This window comes from Pararhizobium sp. DWP1-1-3, assembly GCF_049896125.1.
In the GTDB taxonomy this organism is placed as follows: domain Bacteria; phylum Pseudomonadota; class Alphaproteobacteria; order Rhizobiales; family Rhizobiaceae; genus Pararhizobium.
The window spans coordinates 80,939-104,763 of record NZ_JAFCTR010000011.1; the positions used below are offsets into that span (position 1 = coordinate 80,939).

The following is a 23,825-nucleotide window of genomic DNA, read 5'->3' on the forward strand; positions in this document are numbered from 1 at the left end:
CATGCTGGAAACAATTCGACATCGGAGTGACAAACGCCAGACACGCACACCCTTTAAGGGGTCAGTTAATTGTTAACATTCAAGCAGGCACACTATTGGGATCGGAGTGATTCGCACGGACGATTTTTTATCAGGCGCCCTTGAAATCGCCGCTAAAACGTCCAAGCCGTGGCACTTGGGAAACACCAAAGCTGGGGATCGTCCATTTCGGACACAACTTTGCAATTGTTCCCTCGCAAGCGGCGCGGAAAATGTTAAAGACGAAAAAAGTGAATCGTTTGTTACCGACCCATGCGGGCCGGATGGGGACCCAGATGAAAATTGCTAAAGTGCTCTTTCCCTTGAGCCTCGTTCTTCTTTCGGGCTGCGTTGTCGGGCCTAACTATCAATCTCCGAACGCGGCGCTGCCGGCTAAATTCTCGCAAGGGGGCCAGGCGGAAGCGGCGGATGTAACGCTGAAGCCATGGTGGGAAGCCTTCCGCGACAAGAAACTGAACGGCCTCGTTGCCCAGGGTCTCGGCGAAAACCTTGACGTTCAGCAATCGATCGAGCGCATCATCGAAGCCCGCGCCAATGTCATCGTCGCAGCATCCGGCGGCCTGCCGCAGATCAATGCGAGCGGTTCCGCAAGTGTTGCTGGCCAGGATGGCTCCTCGCGGCGCAACAGCGGCCAAGGCGACCACAGCGAAACCAAGACAATCGGCGGCGGCGGCGATGCTTCCTGGCTGATCGATCTGTTCGGCCAGTACGCGCGTGCCAAGGAATCGGCCAACGCGTCGCTTGATGCCGCCTATGCCGACGTCAACGTTGCCCGCCTTGCCTACCTGTCCGACCTGACGACGTCCTACATCGAGGCGCGTTACAACCAGGAAGCCTATGCGTTGCAGCAGAAGAGCCTGGCCTCGCGGCGCGAAACATTGAAACTGACGAACGACATCAAGGCAGCGGGCGCAGCCTCCAGCCTCGACGTTGTTCAGGCCGAAGGCCTGGTGAACAGCACGCTGGCCGAATTGCCCGGTTACCAGACCGGCTTCAACCAGGCGGCAAACCACATCGCCACCCTGCTCGGGTTGCCCGCAACCACGGTCACAGCCGGCTTAAGAAACGGCGCGTCTCAGCCCTCGCCGCGCTACAACACCAAGATCGGCATTCCGGCCGATCTCGTGCGCAACCGGCCGGACATCCGCAGGGCGGAACGTCTTCTGGCTGCGGCCACCGCCCAGATCGGCGTTGCCGAGGCTCAGCTTTATCCAAGCCTCAGCCTGAGTGGCTCGATCGACGGCTCCCGTATCGTCTCTGCGGTCGCCGGGGGTCTCAGCACATGGTCCTTCGGCCCAAGCCTGAATATTCCGATCTTCAATGGCGGACGTTTGAAGGCTAATGTCGACATCGCCAAGTCCGGCGCGCAACAGCAATACCTCTCCTGGAAGCAGACCGTTCTGAACGGGATCGAGGAAGTCGAAAACGCGCTTGTCGCGCTGCGCAACAACTACCAGACCGTGGCAGCCCTGCGTAAGGTGGTGGATTCCTACGAGCAGGCCTTGGGCCTGGCACGCGAAAGCTACAAGGGCGGTGCAACATCGCTGCTCGACGTGCTGGACGCCGAACGCTCGCTGGCGACATCGCGTATTGCGCTTGCATCCGGCATTCGCAACCTCGCCAACAACTATGTAGCTCTGAACATCGCCATCGGTGGCGGCGCAGGCATCCAGGCTATCGGACAATAAGACGAACGCGACCTGCTCGCCGTCGCCAGGTGGGCTCGAACGCCAGGATCAATCAAGCGCGGCCGATCAGTCGGCCGCGCTTTTTCATTTGGGCGTAAGCGGTGAGCGGGTGAAGATGTCGGCTGGTGATCAGCGTGGTAGCGGAGCTCGCCGATCTGTTTCAAGCGTAAAGGCGTGCACAGCTGCACCCAACAGTCGATTGCGATGTCAACTGCATCGATGCCGAGACCCGAGACGCCAGCAGTCCATCAGACTGGATTAACTGTCCACATCGACCGGGGAAGCAGTTTTCTCGATCAATCCTGCTCCGGTTTGCACAGCGGCAGACGCACCGTCTGCAGCAGGCCTCCCTCACGGCGGTTGACAATCGTGATCGTACCGCCATGGCTTTCGATGATTTCCTGCGAAATGGCGAGGCCGAGACCGGCTCCGGGCACAATCTGCCGCCGGGCCTGATCAACACGAAAGAACGGCTCGAACACACGGCCGAGCAGATCCTGCGGAATACCGGGGCCGCTGTCCATAATCGTCAAGACAGCCTCGCCGCCATAGCGGGAAAGCGAAACGCGGGCCCCGAGGCCATGGGTCGCGGCGTTCACCACCAGATTCCGCAACGCGCGCTTGAGAGCGAATGGCGCACCCTTGACCAGTACCGGCTTGATCGCTCCCTGTTCAACGGGGAGATCTGTTTCGCTGATCTCCTCTGCGACGGACCGCAGAACCGCGTCCAGCGACACCTGTTCCTGCGCTGCAGGACTGATTTCCTCACGCACCAGCCGGATCGCGCTGTCGGCGATATGGTCGAGTTCGTCGAGATCTTTCAACCACGACTGCCGGTCGTCGCCATCGACGACAAACTCGGCGCGAAGGCGCATGCGGGTCATCGGCGTGCGCATGTCGTGACCTGCGGCCGCAATCATGCGCATGCGGCTGGAGACCGCTGCATTGAGACGCGTTGCCAGCCTGTTGATGGTCTTGGCGGTGGTACGGACCTCCATCGGTCCGGTCTCAGGCAGTTCGTGAATAATGCCATCAGGACGGATTTTGGCGATCGTTTCATCAAGGATGCGCAACGGCCGCATCATCACGTTGCTGACATAGGTTGCAATACCGGTCATGCCGATGGCAACCAATGCCAGATAGGCCGCCAGCGGCAGATACGGAAAAGGCGCGGGATCCGGAAAATCCAGATATGCCCAGCGGCCGTCATCCAGCCGAATGGCGATATCCCAGCGATGCGGATTAAAGCTCTTCAAGACGACGACATCGGCCGTGTAGCCTTGGCGGCGGCCCTCCGCGAGGATATTGTCAGTCCGATCCTGATCGATACGATCTTTCGCCGGCTTTTCCTGAATCGTAATATGCAGTGTCTGCGCCGCCAGCGGATCGGCGCGAAGCAGAAGCAGCGCGAATTCTGCTTTTTCAGCCAGAACACGGTCGTACATGACTTCAGGCGGTTTTCGCAGCAGCCAAGCCGTGATGACGGCAGCGATCACCAGCACCAGAACGACCGAGATGATCAGCAGTGCCGTAAACCGCGTACGAAGCGACAGCATCTAATTGCTCCGCTCGACGGGAACTGCGAGTTGATACCCCTTGTTGCGTACGGTCTTCAACATCGCAAATACGCTGGCATCGCCGAGCTTGCGGCGCAGGCGGCTGACCAGGATATCGATCGACCGGTCGAACGGATCGGCCGTCCGCCCCTGTGTCAGGTCAAGCAGTGAATCACGCGACAGGACACGGCCCGGACGCTGGAGAAACACCACCAGCAGTTCGAACTCGCCGCCCGTCAGATCGACGGCGCTGCCATCGGGTGCAAGCAGCGTGCGGCTTTCGATATCGGCGACATAGTTGGCAAACACGTATTGCCGGCTGCCGGCCGGTGCCGGTTCCGCGCGGCCACGGCGCAGCACGGCCCGGATACGGGCAGACAGTTCGCGCGGGTTGAACGGTTTTCCGAGATAATCGTCGGCACCGAATTCAAGTCCGATGATCCGGTCGACATCCTCCTTCAGCGCCGTCAAAAGGATGATCGACAGCTGCGGCATCCTGCCCCGCAAGGAACGGCAGAGATCAAGCCCGGAACCATCCGGCAGCATGACGTCGAGAACCAGCAGATCGATCTTCAACTCGGCCAGCTTGGCCTCGCACTCGCCTTTGCTACCGGCCAGGCTGATGCGGAAGCCCTGACCATCAAGATATTTTCCAAGCAGCCGGCGAATCTCCGGATCATCATCGACGACAAGGATGTGCGGTATTGTGTCCATGCAGTGTTTATATCAGCAGCAAGGTAAAACGCACGCGTCATGGTGGCTGCCATCAGCCGTTTTGAGTGTCGAAATATTTCCCGTCATACCGATCCTACATTTCGTTACAAAAATCGCAGCCTGATGTTTCCAAACACAGATTGCGCGGTGCGCTTGACGATCAGCCATCAAGTTGCGGGTTTGCGGCACGCCCGGCAACGAATTGCCGCAAGCGGTCGTTTTTATCACTGTTGCGGGTTGGCATGGCAGCCGAAAGCAGCCATAAAAACAATGTGCTCTTGCGCCGTTTCGCGGTGCGCTTCGGGCACCGCTGCGGCGCGCAAATGCTGCCGCATTCACGGACCCCTCGCGGTCCCGACATTTCGGAAAGCTGTAAGGAAACGGGCACATAGAGATCGCAGCGACATTGCTTCTGATTCTGGTTCTCGCGCCTTTCGCGGGGAGCCTTGTTGCAATATGCATTCCAGGGCACAAGGGCACAGCCAGCGCCTGGCTTTCAGGCTCCATAGCCCTGTTCTGCCTGGTCGCATCGGCCGGCCTCTACCCAATCGTTGCTGCAGACAAAGTGCTTCGCTACGATATCAACTGGCTTCCAGAACCGGGACTGAATTTCTCGCTGCGCATGGACGGGTTCGCCTGGATGTTTGCAAGCCTGGTCACTGCGATCGGCCTGCTCGTCGTCATCTACGCACGCTATTACATGTCGGCCAACGACCCCGTGCCGCGCTTCTTCGCGCTGTTTCTCGCCTTCATGGGCGCCATGCTCGGCGTTGTGCTCTCGGGCAATCTGATTCTCCTGGCGATCTTCTGGGAACTGACCAGCATCATCTCTTTCCTCCTGATCGGCTACTGGCACCACAATGCCAATGCCCGCGACGGCGCCCGCATGGCCCTGACGGTCACCGGGACCGGCGGCCTGTGCATGTTCGTCGGCCTGATGCTGATCGGCCATATCGTCGGCAGCTACGATCTCGATGTCGTGCTGTCATCCGGCGACCTGATCCGCAACGACCCGCTCTATACCACCGTGCTCGTCCTCATCCTGCTCGGAGCGCTGACCAAGAGCGCGCAGTTTCCATTCCATTTCTGGCTGCCGCATGCGATGGCCGCGCCGACACCCGTTTCGGCCTACCTACATTCGGCGACCCTCGTCAAAGCCGGGGTCTTCCTCTTGATCCGGCTCTGGCCGGTCATGGCGGGAACCGACCAGTGGTTCTGGATCGTCGGCCTCGCCGGTCTCAGCACTCTTTTGCTGGGTGCCTATTTCGCGATTTTCCAGCAGGACCTCAAGGGCCTGCTCGCCTATTCGACGATCAGCCATCTCGGCCTCATCACGGTTCTGCTCAGTCTCGGAAGCCCGCTGGCGGCGGTCGCCGCAATTTTCCACACCATGAACCATGCCACCTTCAAGGCCTCGCTGTTCATGGCGGCGGGGATCATCGATCATGAAACGGGCACCCGCGACATGCGTAAGCTGAGCGGGCTATTCAAATACATGCCGATCACCGCGACCCTGGCGATGGTTGCCAGTGCCTCGATGGCGGGCGTGCCGCTGTTGAACGGCTTCCTGTCGAAGGAAATGTTTTTTGCCGAGGCGATCGAAACCCATAAATACAATCTTCTCGACACGATCACGCCCTATGTCGCCACGCTCGCCAGCATGTTTGCCGTCACCTATTCGCTGCGGTTCATCTACAGTGTCTTCTTTGGCCCGCCACCGCAGGACCTGCCAAAGTCACCCCATGAACCACCGCACTGGATGCTGGCGCCGATCTATTTCCTGGTGTTCTCCTGCCTCGTCGTCGGCGTCATCCCGGCCTGGACCATCGGCCCCTTCCTGCACACCGCCGTCCAATCGGTGCTCGGCGACGCGACACCGGTCTATAGCCTTGCCGTCTGGCACGGCTGGAACCTGCCGCTGTTCATGAGTCTGATCGCACTGATCGGTGGCATCGGGCTATTTTTCATCATGCGCCCCTATCTTGCCACCAGCATCGAAGGACCACCCTTCTTCCGCCGCCTGAAGGGCCAACGCATCTTCGAGCGCGTATTGGTGACCTTATCATGGAAATGGGCACGGTCGATCGAGATGCGCGCCGGTACGCGCCGGTTGCAACCACAAATGCGGGTTTTGGTCGCCGTGGCGCTGCTCGCAGGAGCCGTCACGCTGCTCTCGCAAGGTTTCAAACCGGCCAACATCGTCCTGCGTAACATCGATCCGGCCTTTGCGCTGCTCTGGCTGGTCGGCATGGTCTGTGCCGTCGGCGCCGCCTATCAGGCGAAATTCCACCGGCTCGCGGCGCTCGTTCTGCTCGGCGGCGCCGGCCTTGTCACCTGCGTCACCTTCGTCTGGCTTTCAGCGCCCGATCTTGCGGCGACGCAATTGCTCGTCGAGATCGTCACGACAGTTCTCATCCTGCTTGGCCTGCGCTGGCTGCCGAAGCGGATTGAAGATCCCGATGATCCGGAAATGATGACCATCTCCACCCGCCTGCGCCGCCTGCGTGATCTCGCCTTTGCCGTGTTCGCTGGTTTCGGCATGATGCTCATCTCCTACACGGTGATGAGCCGGGAAATGCCGGAAACGATTTCGAGCTATTTCCTCGAGCGCGCTTATCGCGAAGGCGGCGGCACCAACGTGGTCAATGTCATCCTCGTCGATTTCCGCGGTTTCGACACGCTGGGCGAGATTGCTGTTCTGTGCATCGTTGCCCTGACCGTGTTTGCGCTTCTCCTGCGCTTCCGCCCCGCCACCGAAAGCCTTGAGGCGCCGGAGCAGCAGCGCGTCCAGAACGCCTTCGACGATGATCACCCGGACCGCAAGAAGGGCGACAGCATCGCCGAATACCTGCTGGTTCCGTCGGTGATCATGCGCTGGATGTTCCCGGTCATCGGGATGCTGGCGGCCTTCCTGTTCTTCCGCGGCCATGATTTGCCGGGCGGCGGCTTTGCGGCAGGTATCGCCATGTCGATCGCATTTATCCTGCAATACATGGCCGGCGGCACGCGCTGGGTCGAGGAACGGCTGCGGATCCATCCGCTGCGCTGGATGGCGATCGGCCTGCTCGTTGCCACGGCGACCGGCCTTGGATCCTGGGTCTTCGGCTATCCGTTCCTGACCTCGCACGCGCAATACGTGAACCTACCGGTCCTCGGCAAGATTCCGCTCGCAAGCGCGATCCTGTTTGATCTCGGCGTGTTCTCCCTGGTGCTCGGCGCCACAGTGCTGATCCTGATCGCACTTGCCCACCAGTCGGTGCGCTCTCCCCGCGCCCAGATCAGGGCCGCGAAGCTGGCTGCGAAGGAGAACACATAATGGAACTGGTTCTCTCTGCAGGCATCGGCGTCTTGACCGCTTCCGGCGTCTGGCTTCTGTTCCGCCCGCGCACCTATCAGGTCATCATCGGCCTGTCGCTGCTGTCCTATGCCGTCAATCTTTTCATCTTCGGCATGGGCCGCTTGAGGGTCAATGCACCGCCGGTGCTTGAGCCCGGCGGCGCCGGCGGGCTTTTGACCCATACGGATCCCATTCCGCAGGCATTGGTACTGACAGCCATCGTCATCGGCTTTGCCATGACCGCGCTGTTTCTCGTCGTCCTTCTCGCCTCTCGCGGCTTTACCGGCACCGACCATGTCGACGGCAGGGAGTAGGACGGCATGAACTGGCTTCACCACCTGATCATCCTGCCGATCCTGCTGCCGATCATCACCGCAGCCGCCCTCATTCCGGTCGATGAACGAAACCGGACGCTGAAGGGCGTGATCGCTTTTGCATCCAATGTGTTGGTTTTCATCATCAGCATTCTGCTGATGCGGATGGCGTCCTCCTCGGGAGCAGGCGAAACGGGTGCCAGCGTCTATCTGCTTGGAAACTGGCCCGCACCCTTCGGCATCGTTCTGGTGCTCGACCGGTTGTCCGCCCTGATGCTGGTACTGACCGGGCTGCTGGCGATGGCGACGCAGGTGTTCTCGATGGCGAAATGGCATCGGGCCGGCTATCATTTCCATTCGCTGTTCCAGCTGATGCTGGCCGGGCTCAACGGCGCCTTCCTGACCGGTGACCTGTTCAACCTGTTCGTGTTCTTCGAGATGATGCTGGCTGCTTCCTACGGACTGCTGCTGCACGGCTCGGGCCTGATGCGCGTCAAGGCAGGTCTACACTACATCGCCGTCAATCTTGCAGCCTCCTCGCTGTTCCTGATTGGCGTCAGCCTGATCTATGGCGCGACCGGCACGCTGAACATGGCCGATCTTGCCATGCGCATCACCACGATCGGCCCGGAAAGCCGGATGCTGATGGAAGCGGGTGCTGCCCTTCTTGGCATCGCTTTCCTCGTCAAGGCCGGCATGTGGCCGCTGGGCTTCTGGCTGCCCGCCACCTATTCGGCAGCAACCCCGCCGGTCGCCGCGATCTTCGCCATTCTCACCAAGGTCGGCGTCTACATCCTCCTGCGCCTCTCCATGCTGCTGTTCGGCGCAGATGCCGGTGCCTCTCTCGGCTTCGGGCAATCGGTCCTGCTCTATGGCGGCCTTTTGACCATCGGTTTCGGCGCGATCGGCGTGCTGGCCTCGCAGGCCATGGGCCGGCTTGCCGGCTATTGCGTGCTGGTCTCCTCCGGCACGCTGATGGCGGCGATCGGGCTTGGCAATGGCGCCGTCATCGGCGGAGCGTTGTTTTATCTGGTCAGTTCGACACTGACGATCTGCGCCTTTTTCCTGTTGATCGAACTGGTGGAACGCGCCCGCGACGCCGGCGCCGACGTTCTGGCCGTGACGATGGAAGCCTATGGCGATGTCGACGAGAACGAGGCCGAAAAAGAGGGCGGCGTCGCGGTGCCCGGCACCACGGCGGTGCTCGGTCTCTGCTTCTGCGCCTGCGCCATCCTGCTCTCCGGCCTGCCACCGCTCTCCGGGTTTCTCGCCAAATTCGCCATGCTGCACGGCCTGTTCAATCCGAGCAGCTTCGGCGGTGAGGCCCAGGTCTCCGGCGCCGAATGGGCCTATACCGCCCTCCTCATCCTGTCTGGCCTTGCAGCCATGATCGCCATGAACCGTGTCGGTATCCGCACCTTCTGGACATCGATCGAAGGCACTATCCCGCGCGTCTTCCTGATCGAGATCGCACCCGTTCTGCTGCTGTTGACGGCCTGCGTCTTCCTCAGCTTCCAGGCAGGTCCCGTCATGCGCTATATGGACGCAACGGCGAAATCGCTGGGGGAACCGCAGAACTATATCGGACGCGTGATGTCGGCTCCACGTGCCGGCCCTGCGGCGGGGGAATAGGCCATGCGCTACTGGTTTCCTTATCCGCTGCTGTCACTGGCCCTTTTGATGTTATGGCTGTTGATCAACCAGTCGCTGTCGCCCGGCCAGATCGTGCTCGGTTCCATGCTCGGGATCGCGTTTGCCTGGGCCATGGTCAACCTCCAGCCCGACAAGACGCGGTTGAAGAATTATGGGCGCATCGCTGTTCTGGCCGGACATGTGGCCGTTGATGTCGTTCGGTCCAACATCGCCGTGATGGGCGTCATTCTGCGCGCCGGAAAACGGCCGGTGAATTCCGGCTTCGTGGCAATCGACATCGGTCTGCGCGACGAGAATGCGCTGGCACTTCTAGCCTGCATCCTGACGGCGACACCGGGAACCGCCTGGCTCGAATTCGACCGCCAGACCGGCGTTCTCTTGATCCACGTGCTGGACCTGGAAAACGGCGCAGCGTGGTCCGACCTGATCAAACGCCGTTACGAAACCCCGTTGAAGGAGATATTCGAATGAACGAGCTCTTCATCATCTGGTCGATCCTGGCGTCGCAGATCCTGCTTGGACTGGCCATGGGATGCGCCCTGTTCCGTATGGTCCAGGGACCACGCGCCCAGGACCGTATCCTTGGCCTTGATGCACTCTATATCACCGCCATGCTGCTGCTTCTGACATTCGGGATCCGCACCGCCAATTCGATCTATTTCGAAGCGGCACTGATCATCGCCCTGCTCGGCTTCGTCTCGTCTATCGCCTTTGCCAAATTCCTGATGCGCGGCGAGGTGATCGAATGAGCCATCTGACCGACCTTCCGGCCTGGGCGGCGATCCCGGTCTGCATGCTTCTTCTGCTCGGCTCGGCTATCACCCTCATCGGCTCGATGGGTCTGATCCGGCTGAAGACGTTCTATGGCCGCCTGCATGCACCGACGCTCGGCGCCAGCGCCGGCACGATCCTGATCTGCATCGCCTCGATGATCACCTTCGCCGTGCTGCAGAACCGCTGGATCCTGCACGAAGTCCTGATCATCGTCTTCGTCATCCTGACGACACCGGTAACCTTGATGCTGCTCGGTCAATCAGCGCTTTACCGCGACCGGATCGAGGGCAAGAACGACGTGCCGGGCAAGACGACAGGCGAGCAGCCGGATACGTCGGGCATGGATATCTGACCCTGTCTACAGGCCGTCGCGACCGCGAAACCGCCGCTGATAGGCCGCATCATAAAGCGAACTCTCGCGGAAATCGGTGGCACCCAGCGTACGGCCGACAAAGATCAGTGCCGTCCGTTCGATCGGATCGGCCGCCACCTTCGCCTCGATATCGGCGAGCGTGCCACGGATCACCCGCTCATCCGGCCAGGATGCCTTAACGACGATGGCCACCGGGCAATCCGCACCGTAGAGCGGTGTCAGTTCCTCAACCACTTGTGCCAGAGCATGGATTGCCAGATGGATGGCGAGCGTCGCACCGGTTGCACCGAACCCGGCCAACGTCTCCGCATTCGGCATCGGCGACGCGCGCCCGGACACGCGCGTCAGCACGAGGCTCTGAGCGACGGCGGGGATGGTGAGTTCCCGGCCAAGCGTCGCAGCAGCGGCGGCAAACGCCGGCACGCCGGGCGTCATCGTATAATCGAGCCCGTGCTTCTCCAGCCGGCGGATCTGTTCGGCAACGGCGCTCCACACCGACAAATCGCCGGAATGCAGCCGCGCCACATCATGGCCAGCGGCGGCGGCTTTGACATATTCAGCCTCGATCTCGTCAAGCGACATCGGCGCCGTATCGACGATGCGCGCACCTTCCGGGCAATATTGCAGCAGGTCCGGCGAGACGATCGAACCGGCATAGAGGCAGACCGGGCAGCGGGCGATGAGATCGCGGCCGCGCACGGTGATCAGGTCTGCGGCACCCGGGCCTGCTCCAATGAAATGAACGGTCATGCTCTATCCTTTTGAATTTCCGGCATCATAGCTTGACCCATGACCATTGCGTCACCGGCATTGCGGGACGCCAGCCGGTCATGGCGCCGACGGGAGAAGCGCGGGCGATATCGATGCGGATCAGCGAACCGCCGAGCCTGGCATGATGCGTAAGAAGCACCGCCTCCATCTGCGTTGTGACGGCATTGGCAACCAACCGGCCACCAGGTTTCAAGGCGGCGATCGCCGCGGCCATCACGCCCTCTTCGCTGCCACCGCCACCGATAAAGATCGCGTCCGGAGATGGTAGTCCGGCAAGGGCCTCGGGCGCTGTGCCAAGAACAACAGTCAAACCCGGCACGCCGAATTTCGCCGCGTTTCGCCTGATGCGCTCGGCGCGCTCATCCGAGCCTTCGATAGCAACAGCGCGCATGGCGGGATCGGAGAGCATCCATTCAATCCCGATCGAACCGGAGCCTGCACCGATATCCCACAGCAGCTCGCCACGTCGCGGGGCCAGCGCAGACAGCGTCAACGCGCGGACTTCGCGCTTGGTGATCTGGCCATCATGCTCGAACAACCCGTCATCAAGGCCCGGCGCCAGTGGCAAGATACGGGCACCCGTTTCAGCCACGACCTCGACGGCGCAGATATTGAGCGGATTGATCTCCGTCAGCGAAAACTGCGCAGCGAGTTGCGACGTCACACGTTCCTGAGCGCCACCCAGCGCCTCAAGCACCGTCAGCCGGGACCGCCCGAAGCCGTTCTCGACAAGCAACTGTGCAAGCTGACCCGGGCCTTGCTCATCGGATGTCAGCGCCAGAATGCGCGATCCCGGCTGCAGATGTGGCCGGATCAGATCGAGTGGACGTCCATGCAGGGAAACGATCGCCGCGTCCTGCAGCGCCCAACCGAGGCGGGAGGCGGCAAGGCTGAACGAGGACGGAGCGGGAAGAACATGCATTTCCGAACGATCGATCCGCCGCGACAGGGTCACCCCGACACCGAAGAAGAACGGATCGCCGGAAGCAAGCACCACGACAGGCTTTCCACGCAGAGCAACCACGGCCTCGACGGAACGCTCGAACGGGCTGAGCCAACTCTGTTGCTCGCCGGCAATCAGCGGCGCGGCAAGCTCCAGATGGCGAACCCCGCCGAAAACCACCGAGGCGCTGGCGATGCAGCGCTTGGCCTCGTCACCGAGACCGGCTAAACCGTCTTCACCAAGGCCGATGATCGTCAGCCAGGGCGTTGTATCACCGATAGAAAAGACCTGATTGTCACCCATGGGCAAACACCGCATCCTGATCCTTGCCGGCACGACCGAAGCGCGGCAACTGGCGACCGCGCTGGCTGAACGCACCGATTACGACAGCCTGCTTTCGTTGGCCGGACGCACGGCAGAGCCCATGGCCCAGCCGGTTCCGGTCCGAAGCGGCGGCTTCGGTGGAAGCGACGGGCTTGCCGATTTCCTCACTACCGAAAAATTCGACCTTTTGATCGATGCTACGCATCCCTTTGCGGCACGCATCTCGCACAACGCGGCCATCGCAGCAGGCCGGACTGGCATTCCGCTTTTTGCTCTGCGTCGCGCGGAGTGGAAACAGGAACCCGGCGATCGCTGGACGAGTGTCCGCTCCGTCCCAGAGGCAGCCTTGGCGCTCGGCACCGCGCCAAACCGCGTTTTCCTTGCCATCGGCAGACAGGAAGCTTTCCATTTCGAGAGCGCTCCGCAGCACAGCTATCTGATCCGCAGTGTCGACCCCGTCACGCCGCGTCTCGATATTCCCCATGCACTTTACATTCTCGCGACCGGCCCCTTCGAGGAAGCGGCCGAACGCCAACTTCTGATCGAGAACCGGATCGAGGTCATCGTCGCCAAGAATAGCGGCGGTACGGCCACCCACGGCAAGATCGCTGCCGCCCGCGCGCTGGGCATCCCGGTGATCATGGTCGAGCGCCAGCAACCGGCCGATGTCCGCACGGTTGAGACTGTCAAAGACGCGCTCGGCCTGGTCGATCACCTTTTCTCCCCGGAGATGAAACGCGGCGTATAAACCAGATCGGGTTTGCCCGGACGCGGGATAATCCGCGTTTCCGGAGAGCCGATGATCACGCAGGTCGCCATATCGGCCTTCTGGGCATCGGCCTGCCCAAGCGGCATGACCAGCATGCGTTCATCCGGACGGCCAGCCGCACGGCCGAAGATCACCGGCGTTTCCGCCGGCAGCACGGTACGCAGGATATCGAACGCTTCGCCGAGCTGCCAGGGCCGCGCCTTGCTGATCGGATTGTAGAGCGCGATCACCAGGCCTGCTTCCGCCACCAGCTTCAAACGCCGCGTAATCACATCCCAGGGCTTCAAATTATCCGACAGCGAGATGGCACAGAAATCATGGCCGAGCGGAGCGCCGATGCGGGCAGCAACCGCCAGCATGGCGGTAACCCCCGGCACGATGACGAGATCGATCGCGCGCCATTCGTCCGGCCCGTTGTCGATTGCCTCGCAGACGGCGGCGGCCATGGCAAAGACGCCGGGATCGCCGCCGGAAACGACGCAGACATTGGTTCCAGCCACGGCGCGAAGGATTGCGGCCTGCGCCCGGTCGAGTTCCTCGCGATTGTCCGACGCAATACGGTTTTGATCCGGGCGCAACGACAGCCGGTCGAGATAGGGGCCGTAGCCAAGGAAGTCGTTCGACTTTGAGACCGCGTCGAGGGCCTCGGGCGTCATCTGCTGTGGACCGCCCGGACCTGTGCCGATCACATAAAGCGTGCCGCTCATGGCCTGCCGCTCCAGCCGGGAACCAGAACCAGCGAAAAATAAGGTGCGACGTCGTCGGCTTTTTCGGCCAGCGGTATCATCGCGGAATTCGCCATCGTGCCGCGCTCGACATAGACGGCCTGGCCAAGCTTGCCTGCAGCAATCAACGCACGCCGGATCTTCGGCAAATTGCGGCCGACCTTCATGATCACGGCTGCCTCGGTATCGCCGAGGCGGCGGATCAGCTGGTCCTCGCCCATCGTGCCCGGCAGCACGGAAAGCACATCGTCGCCCTGCACGATCGGCAGGCCAGCCAGCGACCAGCATCCGGACATGGCGGTGATCCCCGGAATGACCTCGACCGGGTAACGTCCGGCCAGACGTACATGCAGATGCATGTAGGAGCCGTAGAACATCGGGTCGCCTTCGCTGAGGATGGCGACGGTCTTGCCGGCGTTCAGATGTTCGGCAACGGCCGCTGCCGACGCATCGTAGAACCCGGTGATCTGGCTCTTGTAGTCGTCATGATCCTTGTCGATCTCGACGGTCACGGGATAATAGAGCGGCAACTCAAGTAGACCCGGTTTCAGCAGCCCGTCGACGACCGCGCGTCCATTGCCGCGCCGCCCTTCCTTGGCGAAATAGGCAAGCACGTCGGCGGCTTCCAGTGCCTTGATCGCCTTGAGGGTCAGAAGCTCCGGATCGCCCGGACCTGTGCCGACACCGATCAGCCTGCCAATCGAAGCGCCGCTCAAAGTCCCGGCCTCGCCAGCGAATTGACCGCCGCTGCCGTCATCGCGCTACCACCAAGACGGCCACGCACGATGGCATAGGGCACACCATAGGAATTGTCGGCCAGCGCATCCTTCGATTCCGCCGCGCCGACGAAGCCGACTGGCATGCCGATGATTGCTGCGGGCTTTGGCGCGCCGTCGCGCAGCAGTTCCAGCAGGAAGAACAGTGCCGTCGGCGCATTGCCGATGGCAACAACCGAACCGGCCAGGCGCTCGACCCACAGCTTCAACGCAGCGGCAGAGCGGGTATTGCCGATCTCACGGGCGATGTCGGCCGTCTGCGGTTCGCGCAAAGTGCAGATCACATCATTATCGGCCGGCAGGCGTGCGCGGGTAATGCCGTGAGAAACCATGAAGGCATCGCAAAAGATCGGCGCGCCATTCTTCAGGGCCTGGCGGGCGGCCGGAACGAAGCCGGGAGAGAACTCGAAATATTGCGCCGCATCGACCAGTCCGCAGGCATGCACCATGCGAACGGCCAGATCGGCCTCTTCCTCAGAAAAGCGGGAGAGATCGGTTTCGCTGCGAATGATAGCAAACGAGCGCTCGTAGATAGCATCGCCATCCCGGATATAATCGTAATCAGGCATCTCTATCCCTGTTGAACCGCGGCTCTTATCCCGTCCGCTCCGAGCCGTGTAAGGCAGGACCGGGCCGATTCGCCACCCTGTTTCCGCTCAGACACCAGCTTGTCGAGGTGTTCAAGCGCGGTTCTTATGTTGTTTTCTTCGATATAAGCGGTTGGCGCCGCCGATGCAGGGCCATTTACGACAAGGCCGTAGCCTGTTGGCGCAGCGGTGATCGTCAGAGCCGAAGCGGACGGTTTGGCACAGCCCTTGGCACAGCCGGACACATGCACCGTCAGCGATCCGTCGAGCAGCACCGGTGCTTTGTCTATAACCATGTGCGCCACGGCTCGCGTATCTATCCGCGCCGAGCGGCAGGCGCCGACACCGGCGCAGGCGGCGATGTGATTGCGCGGATCACGCGGAAATGCCCGCAAGCCATGGCCGAGCGCCAAAGCCTGCGCCGCACCGGTCCGGTCAGCTGTAATGCCCAGCACCATCAGCGCGTGACCGGGGGCCAGGCGGATTTCCGTAGCCCCCAATATGTCCAGTGCCTCAAGCAATGCGCCGAGACCCTGCGCGTGGATTTGTCCGAATGGCAGGCCTATGCCGAGAACAGAGCGGCCTTCGCCAAGATGGTGAATACCAGCGGCGTTCGGTGCGGGCACCATGGGCGGGATCGGATCAAGATCAGTTGCGGCGGCCCAGCGGGTTGCAACAGCGCCGACGATATCGCGTGCTCGAGCATCCCTGCCGATCGCTGCAAGGTTTTTGAGAATATCCATCACTGCCGGGACGATAGCCGCTTCTTCCAGCACGGCAATCCGCCTTGCCGTCGCCTCAGTACCGGCAAGAGCCAGCAGCCAGCGCCCTTGGCCGTCGGCCTGGACTGCGCGCAGCCTGATATCGGCGGTCACCGCACCCAGATTCAGCAGCCCGCCGCCATCCACCACCACAGAAAGCTTCGGCGCCAGGATCAATGGTGGCTGATGCGCAGCTACAGCTACGCGCAACCGTTCGGCAACGGAAACGGCGTCGGCAATTTCGGCTGGGTCCAGCCCGGCCAGAGGGGGCGTTTCAATGGCCAGCCCCTGCGCGATCTCGATGCCAGCCTCTGCGATTTTTTGGGACAAGAGCGAGACGGTCTGCACCGTCAATCCACGGATTTGCAGGTTGCCCCGCGCGGTGATTTCCAGAATCCCGTTTCCACACAAAGCCGCCGCATCCGCTATCGCCATCAGATCGCGAAGCGCAAACCCAGGTTTTTCGGGCCGCAATCGTGCCAACAGGCCGTCGCCCGTCATCATCGGCGTTGACAGGGAGGGACACGCACCACGGCGCATCGGCGCGAGCGGCGTGACTTCCATTGATCTGTCGGATGGTGCAGCACAAAACGTCATGACAGGCGGCTCGCCATCTCCAGGTTTCCAAAAGTGCAATCCGAGGCTCGGGCCACCGTTGGCCCGTCACTGCATCACTCTACAACACAGCAAACCCGGCCGCCATGCCATGGCGCACGGCAAAAGGAAGCACCATATTGCCCGCTACTCTTCGAAATCCACGCCCTTCTGCAAAAGGTAGATATCCATGATCCAGCCATGCTGCGCCCGCAACGCTGTTCTCGTTTGGAGAATTTCGTCCTTCACGTCGGCAAGACGGCCAGAAATAATGATCTCCTGTTCCGTGCCGAGATAGGCGCCCCAATAGATCTGCGCCTCGGGATCATCGATCTTCATGAAGGCTTGCTCGCCGTCAAGCATGACGACGGCCGTTTCGCTTTTCTGCGGAAAGCTCTGCGACAGACGCCGCCCGGTGGTTATCTCCACCGACTTGCCGACGAGATTGAGCGGAATCCTGTGACTGGCGGCCAATGCCTGAATGCTGGTAATGCCGGGAATGACCGAATAGTCGAACGCAACCGTCGCCAAGGCGCGAACTCGTTCTATGATCCGGATCGTACTGTCATACAGCATCGGATCGCCCCAGACGAGAAAGGCACCGGTCTGACTTTCATCGAGTTCTTCGGTCAGCAGGCGCTCGTAGGCGCTAGCGATCGCGGCATGCCAGTCATCGACGCTGCGCTGATAGGACCGATCCGCCACCTGGCGCACGGGAACCGCGAATTCCACCACCCGGCTGTTCGGATTGCTGACATAACGGGACACAATATCACGGCGGATATCGGCAAGCTGAACCTTCGCATCCCCCTTGGTGGGGATGAACAGAACGCCGGCCTTATTGACTGCATTGATCGCCTGCACCGTCATGTGTTCAGGGTTTCCAGCGCCGATCCCCACGATCAGGACATTTCTCATTTCGAAGCCTTTTTCAACATATCGGTGTGTTTGGCGGATTGAGGAAAGCAGCGCAAGACAGTGGTGGCGCCCATCAAGTCTAAGCATCTGGTAAAACACGAAAAATACTTTACCAAGATAATACAACCACCATGGCAACAGCCCAATAGTTCCGCTATAAAACCGATAAATCCGTTTACATTAGCGATAAATCATTTACATAGACGCGCAAATGCAGCAACCGGCGATGCTATACGCCATGGCAGTTCGCATGTTCCCCGGGCGGCAGAATGCCTGGTAATGCGGCCCTAGAGAAATTGTGGCACATAGTGCACACCATTTGAGACGGCGAACGTCTCGCGAGGACCTCAACAGTGACCAATCCATTGAAGAACAAAGTCAGCGCATCCGATCCTGCCGCAGCTTTGTGGAACTGCAAGGCAGGCTTCATCGGCATCTTTATCGCCAGTGCGCTTGTCAATATCCTCTATCTGACCGGCTCCTTCTTCATGCTGGAAGTCTATGACCGGGTTCTGCCGAGCCGAAGCATCCCGACCTTGATCGCGCTCTGCCTGCTTGCGTTGTTGCTCTATGCTTTTCAGGGCGCGTTCGAAATGGTGCGCGGCCGGATGCTCGTGCGTGTTGCCGGTGCGTTGGACGAAGCCATGAGCGCGCGGATCTATCGTGCCGTGGTTCAGGCCCCCTTGAAACTGCGCACCCAGGGCGATGGCCTGCAAGCTCTGCGCGATTTCGATCAGGTTCGTTCCTTTCTCTCTGGCACCGGCCCCGCAGCATTCTTCGATTTGCCTTGGCTGCCATTCTACATCGGCATCTGCTTTCTCTTCCACCCGATGATCGGCATCGTCGCGGTCATCGGGTCGATCATTCTCATCGGCCTAACGTTCCTGACCAACCGCGGCACACAAGGCCCATCGAAAAAGGCGTCGGAAGCGGGCAACCAGCGCAATGCCTTCGCTCAGGCCTCACAGCGCAATGCCGAAGTCATGCAGGCCATGGGCATGATGGGCCGGATGTCGCAGCTTTGGGAACAGCGCAACAACACCTTCCGCGAACAAAACCGGGAAACGTCCGATGTCGGCAACGGATACGGAGCCTTATCCAAAGTGTTCCGGATGGCACTGCAATCCGCCGTTCTCGCAACAGGCGCGGTTCTTGTCATTGAGGGCATGGCGTCGCCGGGCATCATCATCGCCGGTTCGATCCTGACCGCTCGGGCGCTTGCACCGGTGGAACTGGCGATCGGCAACTGGCGCGGCTACGTTTCCTGCCGGCAGAGCTGGCAGCGACTGAAGGAATTGCTCAACGCCCTGCCGGAACGCGAATCGCCGCTGGAACTGCCGATACCGAAGGAAAAACTGAGCGCCGAAAACCTCGCAGGTGGCCCTCCCGGCGCGCAGCGTCTGACCTTCGCGGAAGTAACCTTCACGGTAAACGCCGGCAGTGCGGTTGGCGTTATCGGACCCAGCGCCTCCGGCAAATCCTCGCTTGCGCGCGCCCTGATCGGCATCTGGCCGTCGTTTCGCGGCTCTGTCCGCCTCGACGGTGCAGCGCTGGATCAATGGGACAGCGACAGGCTCGGCCGGTCTATCGGCTACCTGCCGCAGGACGTTGAACTTTTCGCCGGGACCGTCGCACAGAACATTGCCCGCCTGGGTCAAAACCCGTCGCCGGATGCCATTGTTTCCGCCGCCAGGGCCGCCCGCGTACACGACCTTATTCTCAAGCTGCCCAACGGCTACGAGACAGAGATTGGCGAAGGTGGTGCAGCGCTTTCCGCCGGGCAGCGCCAGCGTGTCGCTCTCGCTCGTGCTTTGTATGGGGAGCCCTTCCTCGTCGTCCTCGACGAACCAAACTCCAATCTGGATGCCGAGGGCGAGCAGGCACTCAGCGAAGCAATCATGAGCGTGCGCGCACGCGGCGGCATCGTCGTCGTCATTGCCCATCGGCCGAGTGCGCTCGCCGCCGCCAATATGGTGCTGATGATGAACGAGGGACGGATGCAGGCGTTTGGACCGAAGGATGAAGTGCTCGCGCAGATCCTGCGCAAGGACAACCGTCAGCCAAAAATTGCAAGCCACGGATCGCTGAAAGTCGTGGGTGAAGGACAGGAGTCCGCGTCGTGACCCAGGCAGCAAAACCAATGAGCTCGCACCGGTCGCTGGGCCGGCATATCACCGCCGTAACAATCCTCGGCCTCGCACTCGTCGTCGGTATCGGCGGCTGGGCGATGACCACCGAGCTATCGAGCGCGATCGTCGCGAGCGGCACGGTCGTGGTCGAGAACAACGTCAAGAAGATTCAGCACCTGACAGGCGGCATCGTCGAGGAAGTGTTGGTCAAAGAGGGCGATACCGTCAAGGCTGGCCAAATCCTGCTCAAGCTCGACGGCACGACGGTGCGCGCCAACCTGTCGATCGTGCAGAACACGCTGGCACAACTTTATGCGCGCCGCGCCCGCCTGCTGGCCGAGCAGCTGGGGTCAAACGACTTCGCCATCCCCGAAGACCTGAGCCAGTTGATATCCGGCACCAGCACGCCCGGCGAGGTTCTGGAACAGAGCGAACGCAAGCTGTTCATCAGCCGCAAGAATGCTCTCGTCGGCATGAAAAGTCAGCTCGCATCGCGCAAGAGCCAGCTTGTCGATGAAACCAAGGGCCTGACCGTTCAGCTGACGGCGATCGAAGATGCGCTGAAACTGATCGGCGAAGAACTGTCGGGTCTCGACAAGCTCTATGGCAAGGGCCTCGTTTCCATGCAGCGCCTGACCGAGCTGAAGCGCGACCGTGCCCAGCTGGAAGGCGACCGCGGCGCGCGTCTCGCGGCCCGTGCACAGGCTGCCGGGAAATCCAGTGAAATCGACCTGCAGATCCTGCAGCTCGATGAAGACCGCCGTACTGAAATTGCCAAGGAGCTGACGGATGTCGAGGGCAAGATCGCCGAGTACGAGGACCGCCGCGTCGCCGCCATGGACCAGTTGAAACGTATCGACATTCGCGCGCCGCTCGATGGCCGGATCTATCAGTTGGCCGTGCATACCGTAAATGGTGTGATCAATCCCGGCGAAGTCCTGATGCTGGTTGTGCCCGGCGCCGACGGCCTGACGGTCGAAGCCAAGATTGCCACCCATGATATCGATCAGATTCGCCTCGGCCAGTCGGTTGAAGTCCGTTTCAGCGCCTTTAACCAGCGCACAACACCGATTGTCGAAGCGGAGGTGGTAACCATTGCGCCCGACCTCGTGACCGACCAGCGTACCGGCATGACCTACTATCCGCTCCGTATCAGGCCGAAGCCGGAAAGCCTGACCGGCCTGAAAGGCTTGACGCTTTATCCCGGCATGCCGGCTGAAGTGTTCATCAAGATCGCCGATCGCACCGTGATCTCCTACCTCGCGAAACCACTGACCGAACAGATACAGCATACGTTCCGCGAGGATTGATCCAGACAAGCAACACGGCGGTGCCCATCACCGCCGTGTTGCCCGAAAACGCCTGTTCAAACAAACAGGGCTGCGTCGCGAAAATCGCGTGGCGGCTTGCGGCAGAGCCGGTGTATGACCGTTGTCATGACCTCGAAGCGTACCGGCTATATCTTCGTCCTGCTTGCCCTTGTCATCTTCTCGATACAGGACGCGATTTCCAAACATCTGGGCGGTCTCTACCCCCCGGTCTTCATCACCATGATCCGCTATTGGGCGTTTGCCGCGTTCGCGATTGCGCTGGCGGCCCGTTCGCGTGGCGGATTATCCGTCACCGCAGGGACGAAACGTCCGATCCTGCAGATCTTGCGCGGTATCCTGCTGGTCGCACAGATCGTCATCGTCATCATTTCGTTCTCTAGGGTCGGTCTTGCCCATTCGCAGGCGATCTTTTCCTCAGGACCGCTATTCGTGGCGCTGCTGTCCATGCCGCTGCTCGGCGAGCGCGTCGGCTGGCGGCGCTGGACGGCGATCATCATCGGATTGCTTGGCGTCTTGCTCATCTTGAAACCTGACGACAGCAGCTTCGACATCAATTTCCTGATCCCGATCTCCTCGGCACTGATCTTTGCGATCTACGTCATCGCGACGCGGCTGGTCAGCCGTGACGACAGCGCCATGACCAGTTTCTTCTATACCGGTGTAGCAGGCGCGGTGGCGATCACCCTGGTCGGCCCATTCTACTGGACGACGCTTGCGCCGCAGGACTGGGGCTGGATGCTGCTTCTGTGCATCACCGGAACGACCAGCCATTTCTTCCTGATCAAAGCCTATGAGCTTCTGGACGCGTCAGAGGTTCAACCGCTGACCTATCTCCAGCTGGTCTTCGCCTCGATCATCGGCGTCTCGATCTTTGGCGAGACGCTGAACCTCAACATGATCCTTGGCTCGGCAATCGTCGTCTGCGCCGGCATTTTCACCGTCTGGCGCGAGAGCGTGGTTGCCCGGCGCAATGCCAGGAAACCCGAACCGCCGTCCTCCCAGACGCTGACCTAAGCCGGTATCTCCGGATTGGCGGGCAGCGCCCAGTCGATCGGTTCGCGGCCTTTCGAGAGCAGAAAATCATTGGCCTTGGAAAAGGGCTTGGTGCCGAAAAAACCGTTATGGGCCGACAGCGGTGACGGATGCGGCGAGCGGATCACCAGATGGCGCGACTGATCGACGAAAGCCGCCTTCTTCTGCGCATAGGCTCCCCAGAGGATGAAGACCACCGGATGCTCCTGATCGTTGACAGCGCGGATGATCGCATCGGTAAACTTTTCCCAGCCCTTGCCCTGATGCGATGCCGCCATCGCCCGTTCGACCGTCAGCACGCTGTTGAGCAGCAAGACGCCCTGCCGCGCCCAGCTTTCAAGAAAGCCATGCAGGGCAGGCGGAATACCGAGATCGCTTTGCAGCTCCTTGTAGATGTTCACCAGCGATGGCGGCGAGCGCACGCCCGGCTTGACGCTGAACGACAGTCCATGTGCCTGCCCGTCGCCATGATAAGGGTCCTGCCCGAGAATGACCACGCGCACCGTGTCGAGCGGTGTCAGATCCAAAGCGCGAAAATACTCCGGCCCCTTCGGAAAAATCTGCTTTCCCTCGTTTCGTTCCTCTACCAGAAATTTTTTCAGCGCGGCCATATAGGGGCTGGAGAATTCCGTGGCGAGAGCTGCTTTCCAGCTCTCGTCGATTCTGACACTCGATTCCATCGCGGTCCCTACCCTGTTCATTCCGGTCAATCCTGCGCCGCAGAATTTAACTTCAGCCGCGGCGATGGCAAGCAGCAGATCTCGGGTTGAGGCGAATGAGTTTCAATATATTTTGACAAACATAACGCTGGCCAATTGGATTGCACCGTTATATCTAAATGGATATCTCGAAACCAATGGGGAACCGCATGCGCACCGAACGTCGAACCTTGCTGAAATGTCTCGGAACTGCAGCCGTAGCGCTCTGGATCGGTGGCGCGTCGCTCGCCCAGCCGGCGCTCGCAGCCGAAAAGGTCACTATCTTTGCTGCGGCAAGCCTGAAGAACGCACTCGATGCCGTCAATGCCGAATGGCAGAAGGAGTCCGGCAAGGAAACCACGGTTTCCTATGCGGCAAGCTCGGCCCTTGCCAAGCAGATCGAGTCCGGCGCACCGGCCGACGTTTTCATCTCCGCCGACCTTGCCTGGATGGACTACGTCGCTGAAAAGAAGCTGATCAAGGACGACACTCGCGCCAACCTGCTCGGCAACCGCATCGTGCTGGTCACCGGCAAGAAGGATGCAGCCCCGGTCGATATCAAGCAGGGGCTCGATCTGAAGGCACTGCTGGGTGACGAAAAGCTCGCCATGGGTGCTGTCGATTCCGTTCCCGCCGGCAAATACGGCAAGGCAGCGCTTGCAAAGCTAGGCATCTGGTCGTCCGTCGAAAAGAATGTCGCCGGTGCTGAAAACGTCCGGGCAGCCCTTTTGCTCGTGTCCAAAGGCGAAGCGCCCTATGGCATCGTCTACCAGACGGATGCGGCTGCCGACAAAGGCGTGACGATTGCAGGTACCTTCCCGGAAGACAGCCATCCGCCGATCGTCTACCCGATCGCCATCACCGCCGACAGCAAGAACCCGGACGCCGCCGCCTATGTCGATTTCGTCAAGTCTGCCAAGGCTGCTGCCCTGTTCGAAGCCCAAGGCTTTACGGTTCTGAAGTAAGTTGACCCAGAAATAAGACGGCGATGCGCTCTATCCGCGAATGGATGGAGCGCA

General features: G+C 60.8%; 22 protein-coding genes. 12 read left to right on the forward strand and 10 right to left on the reverse strand.

Annotation, left to right across the window (positions count from 1 at the left end):
- Positions 1 to 314 precede the first annotated feature (314 nt).
- Positions 315 to 1,727: an efflux transporter outer membrane subunit gene (locus ACP7BS_RS20680; protein WP_426239630.1), complete on the forward strand. Its 1,413-nt coding sequence runs from the start codon at positions 315 to 317 to the stop codon at positions 1,725 to 1,727.
- A 296-nt stretch (positions 1,728 to 2,023) separates the two neighbouring features.
- Here the strand turns inward: ACP7BS_RS20680 and ACP7BS_RS20685 are convergent, their stop codons facing one another.
- Together ACP7BS_RS20685 and ACP7BS_RS20690 are read right to left on the reverse strand one after the other, a co-directional pair.
- On the reverse strand, positions 2,024 to 3,283 hold the full coding sequence (locus ACP7BS_RS20685) for an ATP-binding protein (protein ID WP_426239631.1): 1,260 nt from the start codon (positions 3,281 to 3,283) through the stop codon (positions 2,024 to 2,026).
- Positions 3,284 to 3,997: a response regulator gene (locus tag ACP7BS_RS20690; protein WP_426229833.1), complete on the reverse strand. Its 714-nt coding sequence runs from the start codon at positions 3,995 to 3,997 to the stop codon at positions 3,284 to 3,286. It lies immediately after the preceding gene.
- A 388-nt stretch (positions 3,998 to 4,385) separates the two neighbouring features.
- Here ACP7BS_RS20690 and ACP7BS_RS20695 point away from each other — a divergent pair, with 388 nt between their 5' ends.
- From ACP7BS_RS20695 to mnhG, 6 genes are read left to right on the forward strand one after another with little or no spacing between them, the layout of a single operon-like run.
- Positions 4,386 to 7,313 (forward strand): monovalent cation/H+ antiporter subunit A, encoded by a 2,928-nt coding sequence (locus tag ACP7BS_RS20695; RefSeq protein WP_426239707.1) that lies wholly within the window; start codon positions 4,386 to 4,388, stop codon positions 7,311 to 7,313.
- Positions 7,313 to 7,648 (forward strand): Na+/H+ antiporter subunit C, encoded by a 336-nt coding sequence (locus ACP7BS_RS20700; protein WP_113247198.1) that lies wholly within the window; start codon positions 7,313 to 7,315, stop codon positions 7,646 to 7,648. Before ACP7BS_RS20695 ends, ACP7BS_RS20700 begins: the two co-directional genes overlap by 1 nt.
- Positions 7,649 to 7,654: 6 nt before the next feature.
- Complete coding sequence (locus ACP7BS_RS20705) at positions 7,655 to 9,280, forward strand: monovalent cation/H+ antiporter subunit D (protein WP_426239632.1); 1,626 nt, start codon at positions 7,655 to 7,657, stop codon at positions 9,278 to 9,280.
- Positions 9,281 to 9,283: 3 nt separating this feature from the next.
- Positions 9,284 to 9,772 carry a Na+/H+ antiporter subunit E gene (locus ACP7BS_RS20710; protein ID WP_426239633.1) on the forward strand — a complete coding sequence of 163 codons (489 nt, stop codon included), beginning with the start codon at positions 9,284 to 9,286 and terminating at the stop codon, positions 9,770 to 9,772.
- Positions 9,769 to 10,050, forward strand: a complete 282-nt coding sequence (locus ACP7BS_RS20715; RefSeq protein ID WP_426239634.1) for a K+/H+ antiporter subunit F — start codon at positions 9,769 to 9,771, stop codon at positions 10,048 to 10,050. The genes ACP7BS_RS20710 and ACP7BS_RS20715 overlap by 4 nt, the downstream gene beginning before the upstream one ends.
- Positions 10,047 to 10,427, forward strand: a complete 381-nt coding sequence (mnhG, locus tag ACP7BS_RS20720; RefSeq protein ID WP_426239635.1) for a monovalent cation/H(+) antiporter subunit G — start codon at positions 10,047 to 10,049, stop codon at positions 10,425 to 10,427. The genes ACP7BS_RS20715 and mnhG overlap by 4 nt, the downstream gene beginning before the upstream one ends.
- A 6-nt stretch (positions 10,428 to 10,433) precedes the next feature.
- On the opposite strand, the gene cobM is transcribed toward mnhG, so the two are convergent.
- Positions 10,434 to 11,198 carry a precorrin-4 C(11)-methyltransferase gene (gene cobM / locus ACP7BS_RS20725; protein WP_426127208.1) on the reverse strand — a complete coding sequence of 255 codons (765 nt, stop codon included), beginning with the start codon at positions 11,196 to 11,198 and terminating at the stop codon, positions 10,434 to 10,436.
- Between the two features lie 25 nt (positions 11,199 to 11,223).
- The gene (gene cbiE / locus ACP7BS_RS20730) at positions 11,224 to 12,465 is read right to left on the reverse strand and encodes a precorrin-6y C5,15-methyltransferase (decarboxylating) subunit CbiE (protein WP_426239636.1); all 1,242 of its coding nucleotides are present in this window, start codon (positions 12,463 to 12,465) and stop codon (positions 11,224 to 11,226) included.
- On the opposite strand from cbiE, the gene ACP7BS_RS20735 reads away from it, so the two are divergent.
- Positions 12,464 to 13,234: a cobalt-precorrin-6A reductase gene (locus tag ACP7BS_RS20735; RefSeq protein WP_426239637.1), complete on the forward strand. Its 771-nt coding sequence runs from the start codon at positions 12,464 to 12,466 to the stop codon at positions 13,232 to 13,234. The genes cbiE and ACP7BS_RS20735 overlap by 2 nt on opposite strands.
- On the opposite strand, the gene ACP7BS_RS20740 is transcribed toward ACP7BS_RS20735, so the two are convergent.
- From ACP7BS_RS20740 to cobF, 5 genes are all read right to left on the reverse strand, one after another.
- Entirely contained in the window at positions 13,198 to 13,962 is a 765-nt protein-coding gene (locus ACP7BS_RS20740) for a precorrin-3B C(17)-methyltransferase (RefSeq protein WP_426239638.1), read from the reverse strand. The genes ACP7BS_RS20735 and ACP7BS_RS20740 overlap by 37 nt on opposite strands.
- Positions 13,959 to 14,696 carry a precorrin-2 C(20)-methyltransferase gene (locus ACP7BS_RS20745; protein ID WP_426239639.1) on the reverse strand — a complete coding sequence of 246 codons (738 nt, stop codon included), beginning with the start codon at positions 14,694 to 14,696 and terminating at the stop codon, positions 13,959 to 13,961. The genes ACP7BS_RS20740 and ACP7BS_RS20745 overlap by 4 nt, the downstream gene beginning before the upstream one ends.
- Entirely contained in the window at positions 14,693 to 15,325 is a 633-nt protein-coding gene (locus ACP7BS_RS20750; RefSeq protein WP_426229843.1) for a precorrin-8X methylmutase, read from the reverse strand. Before ACP7BS_RS20750 ends, ACP7BS_RS20745 begins: the two co-directional genes overlap by 4 nt.
- 2 nt (positions 15,326 to 15,327) lie before the next feature.
- Complete coding sequence (gene cobG, locus ACP7BS_RS20755) at positions 15,328 to 16,701, reverse strand: precorrin-3B synthase (protein WP_426239640.1); 1,374 nt, start codon at positions 16,699 to 16,701, stop codon at positions 15,328 to 15,330.
- A gap of 144 nt (positions 16,702 to 16,845) precedes the next feature.
- Entirely contained in the window at positions 16,846 to 17,616 is a 771-nt protein-coding gene (cobF, locus tag ACP7BS_RS20760) for a precorrin-6A synthase (deacetylating) (RefSeq protein WP_426239641.1), read from the reverse strand.
- 353 nt (positions 17,617 to 17,969) lie between these two features.
- Between cobF and ACP7BS_RS20765 the strand changes: the two genes are divergently transcribed.
- The 3 genes from ACP7BS_RS20765 (at position 17,970) to ACP7BS_RS20775 (ending at position 22,090) form a co-directional block, all read left to right on the forward strand.
- Positions 17,970 to 19,739 (forward strand): type I secretion system permease/ATPase, encoded by a 1,770-nt coding sequence (locus ACP7BS_RS20765; protein ID WP_426239642.1) that lies wholly within the window; start codon positions 17,970 to 17,972, stop codon positions 19,737 to 19,739.
- Between the two features lie 17 nt (positions 19,740 to 19,756).
- The gene (locus ACP7BS_RS20770) at positions 19,757 to 21,055 is read left to right on the forward strand and encodes an HlyD family type I secretion periplasmic adaptor subunit (protein ID WP_426239708.1); all 1,299 of its coding nucleotides are present in this window, start codon (positions 19,757 to 19,759) and stop codon (positions 21,053 to 21,055) included.
- 126 nt (positions 21,056 to 21,181) lie between these two features.
- A complete protein-coding gene (locus ACP7BS_RS20775; protein ID WP_426239709.1) occupies positions 21,182 to 22,090 on the forward strand; it encodes a DMT family transporter in 909 nt (302 codons plus the stop codon).
- Here ACP7BS_RS20775 and ung read toward each other — a convergent pair.
- On the reverse strand, positions 22,087 to 22,788 hold the full coding sequence (ung, locus tag ACP7BS_RS20780; RefSeq protein ID WP_426239710.1) for a uracil-DNA glycosylase: 702 nt from the start codon (positions 22,786 to 22,788) through the stop codon (positions 22,087 to 22,089). The two genes, ACP7BS_RS20775 and ung, sit on opposite strands and share 4 nt — an antisense overlap.
- Positions 22,789 to 22,976: 188 nt before the next feature.
- On the opposite strand from ung, the gene modA reads away from it, so the two are divergent.
- Positions 22,977 to 23,771 (forward strand): molybdate ABC transporter substrate-binding protein, encoded by a 795-nt coding sequence (gene modA, locus ACP7BS_RS20785; RefSeq protein ID WP_426239643.1) that lies wholly within the window; start codon positions 22,977 to 22,979, stop codon positions 23,769 to 23,771.
- The last annotated feature ends 54 nt before the right edge of the window (positions 23,772 to 23,825 follow it).

What these genes read in the sequence shown, in the direction of transcription:
- mnhG (WP_426239635.1), top strand. Translation starts at nt 10,047, where the DNA reads ATGAGCCATCTGACCGACCTTCCGGCCTGGGCGGCGATCCCGGTCTGC.
- modA (WP_426239643.1), top strand. Translation starts at nt 22,977, where the DNA reads ATGCGCACCGAACGTCGAACCTTGCTGAAATGTCTCGGAACTGCAGCC.
- ACP7BS_RS20690 (WP_426229833.1), bottom strand. Translation starts at nt 3,997, where the DNA reads ATGGACACAATACCGCACATCCTTGTCGTCGATGATGATCCGGAGATT.
- ACP7BS_RS20705 (WP_426239632.1), top strand. Translation starts at nt 7,655, where the DNA reads ATGAACTGGCTTCACCACCTGATCATCCTGCCGATCCTGCTGCCGATC.
- ACP7BS_RS20740 (WP_426239638.1), bottom strand. Translation starts at nt 13,962, where the DNA reads ATGAGCGGCACGCTTTATGTGATCGGCACAGGTCCGGGCGGTCCACAG.
- ACP7BS_RS20700 (WP_113247198.1), top strand. Translation starts at nt 7,313, where the DNA reads ATGGAACTGGTTCTCTCTGCAGGCATCGGCGTCTTGACCGCTTCCGGC.
- cbiE (WP_426239636.1), bottom strand. Translation starts at nt 12,465, where the DNA reads ATGGGTGACAATCAGGTCTTTTCTATCGGTGATACAACGCCCTGGCTG.
- cobG (WP_426239640.1), bottom strand. Translation starts at nt 16,701, where the DNA reads ATGACGTTTTGTGCTGCACCATCCGACAGATCAATGGAAGTCACGCCG.
- ACP7BS_RS20685 (WP_426239631.1), bottom strand. Translation starts at nt 3,283, where the DNA reads ATGCTGTCGCTTCGTACGCGGTTTACGGCACTGCTGATCATCTCGGTC.
- ACP7BS_RS20710 (WP_426239633.1), top strand. Translation starts at nt 9,284, where the DNA reads ATGCGCTACTGGTTTCCTTATCCGCTGCTGTCACTGGCCCTTTTGATG.
- ACP7BS_RS20775 (WP_426239709.1), top strand. Translation starts at nt 21,182, where the DNA reads ATGACCTCGAAGCGTACCGGCTATATCTTCGTCCTGCTTGCCCTTGTC.
- ACP7BS_RS20770 (WP_426239708.1), top strand. Translation starts at nt 19,757, where the DNA reads ATGAGCTCGCACCGGTCGCTGGGCCGGCATATCACCGCCGTAACAATC.
- ACP7BS_RS20680 (WP_426239630.1), top strand. Translation starts at nt 315, where the DNA reads ATGAAAATTGCTAAAGTGCTCTTTCCCTTGAGCCTCGTTCTTCTTTCG.
- cobM (WP_426127208.1), bottom strand. Translation starts at nt 11,198, where the DNA reads ATGACCGTTCATTTCATTGGAGCAGGCCCGGGTGCCGCAGACCTGATC.
- ACP7BS_RS20750 (WP_426229843.1), bottom strand. Translation starts at nt 15,325, where the DNA reads ATGCCTGATTACGATTATATCCGGGATGGCGATGCTATCTACGAGCGC.
- ACP7BS_RS20735 (WP_426239637.1), top strand. Translation starts at nt 12,464, where the DNA reads ATGGGCAAACACCGCATCCTGATCCTTGCCGGCACGACCGAAGCGCGG.
- ung (WP_426239710.1), bottom strand. Translation starts at nt 22,788, where the DNA reads ATGGAATCGAGTGTCAGAATCGACGAGAGCTGGAAAGCAGCTCTCGCC.
- cobF (WP_426239641.1), bottom strand. Translation starts at nt 17,616, where the DNA reads ATGAGAAATGTCCTGATCGTGGGGATCGGCGCTGGAAACCCTGAACAC.
- ACP7BS_RS20715 (WP_426239634.1), top strand. Translation starts at nt 9,769, where the DNA reads ATGAACGAGCTCTTCATCATCTGGTCGATCCTGGCGTCGCAGATCCTG.